At 59.4% G+C, this 3,182-nt stretch carries 4 protein-coding genes; 2 read left to right on the plus strand and 2 right to left on the minus strand.

The genetic code is table 11. From position 1 onward, the window contains the following. Window positions 1-101: 101 nt before the first annotated feature. A complete protein-coding gene (locus NW829_RS11070; protein WP_414417085.1) occupies window positions 102-848 on the minus strand; it encodes an SIMPL domain-containing protein in 747 nt (248 codons plus the stop codon). Between the two features lie 30 nt (window positions 849-878). Continuing rightward, the gene (locus NW829_RS11075) at window positions 879-1,190 is read right to left on the minus strand and encodes a hypothetical protein (RefSeq protein ID WP_414417086.1); all 312 of its coding nucleotides are present in this window, start codon (window positions 1,188-1,190) and stop codon (window positions 879-881) included. A 195-nt stretch (window positions 1,191-1,385) separates the two neighbouring features. Between NW829_RS11075 and NW829_RS11080 the strand changes: the two genes are divergently transcribed. Next, window positions 1,386-1,661, plus strand: coding sequence for a DUF4404 family protein (locus NW829_RS11080; protein ID WP_414417087.1), 276 nt, complete (start codon window positions 1,386-1,388; stop codon window positions 1,659-1,661). Window positions 1,662-1,742: 81 nt separating this feature from the next. Continuing rightward, window positions 1,743-3,053 (plus strand): glutamate-1-semialdehyde 2,1-aminomutase, encoded by a 1,311-nt coding sequence (gene hemL / locus NW829_RS11085; protein WP_414344802.1) that lies wholly within the window; start codon window positions 1,743-1,745, stop codon window positions 3,051-3,053. Window positions 3,054-3,182: the final 129 nt, after the last annotated feature.

The following is a 3,182-nucleotide window of genomic DNA, read 5'->3' on the forward strand; positions in this document are numbered from 1 at the left end:
GTTGCTGCCCAAGGCTTGCTCTGACCAGAAGCCCTTTGGCGGGAGAGCTGAAATCCATGCGGTGAACATTTGTGAATCATTCCAGGCAACAGAGCAGAGGCTCAGTAACGGAGCTCGAGGGTGACTTGGGCGCGCACGGTTTGCTGTCCCCCCTCCACCGGTGTGGATGCTGTTTCTAGACGGGCATAGTCGGCGCGGGCAAAGGGGATCGGCGGCGGGATCATGTAGCCATCGCTCTGAATCTGGATGCGCTCGACGGAACGGATGCTCAGGTTCAAGACCCCCAGCACATCCTGGGCTTGGCGTTGGGCATCTTTCACGGCTTGGGTTAGGGCGCGGCTGCGCGCCTCCAACAGGGTGGCTTCATCGGCCCGGAAACTGACCGATTCCACCTGGGTGGCTCCGGCGGCCACAGCTTCGTCCAGCACTTGCCCAGCTCTGGCCACAGGCACCTCGAATTGCAGACTGTTTTGCCCCTGTACACCCGTTAGGCGAGGTTGGCCATCCCGATAGTCGTATTGCGGGTAGAGGGAAATGCCGGTGGTTTGTAGAGCGCCTACTTGCAGCTCCTTGAGGCGATTGACCAGCCGCTCTGAGCGTTCTGCCACCTGTTGTTGTACCGATTGCGCCGTCTCCCCCTGGATCACCACCCCCAAGCGAATGAGGGCAATGGAGTTCTCTACGGAGACCGATCCCTGTCCTGTAACCGTCAACATTCGGGATCCCTCAGCGGGACTGGCCATCGCTCCGCCTCCAGCGATTGCGTTCCAACCCAACAGGGCCACCGCCAGTACCAGGCCCAGCCACGCCACCCCCTTCAGCTTTTTCCACCCCTTGATCCCGTTCATCGCTTTCCCTTTCCATGGTTCAACCCCAGCCTACTCCCACCGCTCCTCAGCCTGATCCGACAAAAGCCCCAGCCACCAGTTCCCTAACCTCACCCAGCCGGTGCGTTCTTGCCCCCACGGATCCCGTATCCGCACACGGAATACCCGTTGATACTTGGAAGTGCTCCCGGAAAAAGGCCCCAGCCGCCAGTACCGTGCCTCCTGGCTCAACAGGGAGTAGCCCTGCTTTGCCGCCCACCGCTGCAGCAATTCTTGGCTGCGTCTTTGTTCCCAGACGAAAATTCCCATGAAAAGGGCAGCAGCAACCGCCGCCCCTACTAGGGCCAATGCCAGCTCAGACATGGGGATAGACTCTACTGCCCATCCTACAAAAGTTGCTCCAATGCTGGGATCCCCGGCTGCAAAAGTTAACCTTCGCCGCTTACCCGCTCTTAGACCCTAGATAGAGGGATCCCTGCTTCAACCCATCAGACCGTATGATCGAGGCAGGGTGGTCAAAACTTAATTTGTTCTCAATTTGTTAAGGTCTCTTTAAGAATGGCCGAATCGAAACTGCGACAACTGCTGCACGATCTGGATGTTGAGCTGCAAAAAACCCCTGGCTTGGATGAAAAGCAGCGACAGCACATTGCCACCATTCGCCAGGAAGTGGAAGCGGTGCTGGCCGAGCTGGGATCCCGAACCGAGAGCAAACCGAGCCAAGGCCCCAGGGATCGCATCGGAGAGGCGCTGGGCCTGTTCGAGACCTCCCATCCCAACCTCACCCTGATCCTGGAGCAGGTGATCGACACGCTGGCGGGAATGGGTTTGTAGTTTCATGGTCGGTAAAAGGGCTCACCAGAAAGCTCCCTTGCTTGCTAGCCTTGGTAATGCGTTGAAAGCTCCTTATGCTCTATGACCAGCACTCTCCACTCCACCTCGTTTAACACCGCCCGCTCCAAACAGATTTTTGCCCGGGCACAAAGCCTCATGCCGGGGGGGGTTAGTTCTCCGGTACGGGCCTTCAAGTCGGTGGGCGGGGATCCCGTCGTGTTCGACCGTGTCTCAGGGGCCTACGCCTGGGATGTGGACGGCAACCAATACATCGACTACATCGGCAGTTGGGGGCCGGCGATTGTCGGCCATGCCCACCCCGAGGTCATTGAGGCTCTGCACCGAGCTTTGGAGAAAGGCACCAGCTTCGGCGCCCCATGCGTTCTGGAAAATGAACTGGCGGAGCGGGTCATTGAGGCGGTGCCCAGTGTGGAGATGGTGCGCTTTGTCAATTCCGGCACTGAAGCTTGCATGGCGGTGCTGCGCTTGATGCGGGCCTATACCGGTCGGGAAAAGGTGATCAAGTTTGAGGGCTGCTACCACGGCCATGCGGACATGTTTTTGGTGAAAGCCGGTTCGGGGGTGGCCACGCTGGGCTTGCCAGACTCGCCGGGGGTGCCCAAGGCAGCTACCAGCGCTACGCTGACGGCTCCCTACAACGACCTGGAGGCAGTCAAGGCCCTGTTTGAACAGCACCCCGACTCCATTGCCGGAGTCATCCTAGAGCCGGTGGTGGGCAATGCCGGCTTTATTCCCCCCCAGCCGGGCTTCTTGGAAGGCTTGCGAGATCTCACCCAAAAGTACGGGGCCCTGCTGGTATTTGACGAGGTGATGACCGGCTTTCGCATCAGCTATGGCGGTGTACAGGCCAAGTTTGGGGTCATCCCCGATTTAACGACCCTGGGCAAGGTCATCGGCGGCGGCCTGCCGGTGGGGGCCTACGGCGGTCGGCGAGAAATTATGGAAATGGTGGCTCCAGCGGGGCCGATGTATCAGGCAGGGACTCTTTCCGGCAACCCCCTGGCCATGACAGCAGGGATCCAGACACTGGATATTTTGCGTCGTCCGGGCACCTACGAGTACCTGGAGCGGATTACCGAGAAGTTGGCGACGGGGCTATTGCAGATCGCGCGGGAAACGGGGCATGAGATGTGCGGGGGCTATCTGCCCGGCATGTTTGGCTTCTTTTTTACTGCCGGCCCAGTGCGCAACTACGAAGAGGCCAAGACTTCCGATCTGCAGAAATTTGCCCGCTTCCATCGCGGCATGTTGGAGCGGGGAGTCTATCTGGCGCCCTCGCAATTTGAGGCCGGCTTCACCTCCCTGGCCCACACAGAGGCCGATGTGGAGAAAACTCTAGCCGCCGCGCGAGAGGTGTTGAGCACCCTCTGAGTCTGCAATTCACCCTCTTTCGAGGCGGGATCCCTGCCATGGCCGAGCACATCCACCGCAACTGGAGCATCACTACCCAAGCTACAGAGAAGGGGTTTATCTTTCGCTGCCGGCTGCTCCAGCAAGATG

Origin of the sequence: Synechococcus sp. R55.8 (assembly GCF_047461895.1) — a bacterium.
Taxonomy (GTDB): Bacteria; Cyanobacteriota; Cyanobacteriia; order Thermostichales; family Thermostichaceae; genus Thermostichus.

Bases quoted from the DNA above. Each gene is read 5' to 3' on its own strand.
- NW829_RS11070 (WP_414417085.1), bottom strand. From the start codon at position 848: ATGAACGGGATCAAGGGGTGGAAAAAGCTGAAGGGGGTGGCGTGGCTG.
- NW829_RS11075 (WP_414417086.1), bottom strand. From the start codon at position 1,190: ATGTCTGAGCTGGCATTGGCCCTAGTAGGGGCGGCGGTTGCTGCTGCC.
- NW829_RS11080 (WP_414417087.1), top strand. From the start codon at position 1,386: ATGGCCGAATCGAAACTGCGACAACTGCTGCACGATCTGGATGTTGAG.
- hemL (WP_414344802.1), top strand. From the start codon at position 1,743: ATGACCAGCACTCTCCACTCCACCTCGTTTAACACCGCCCGCTCCAAA.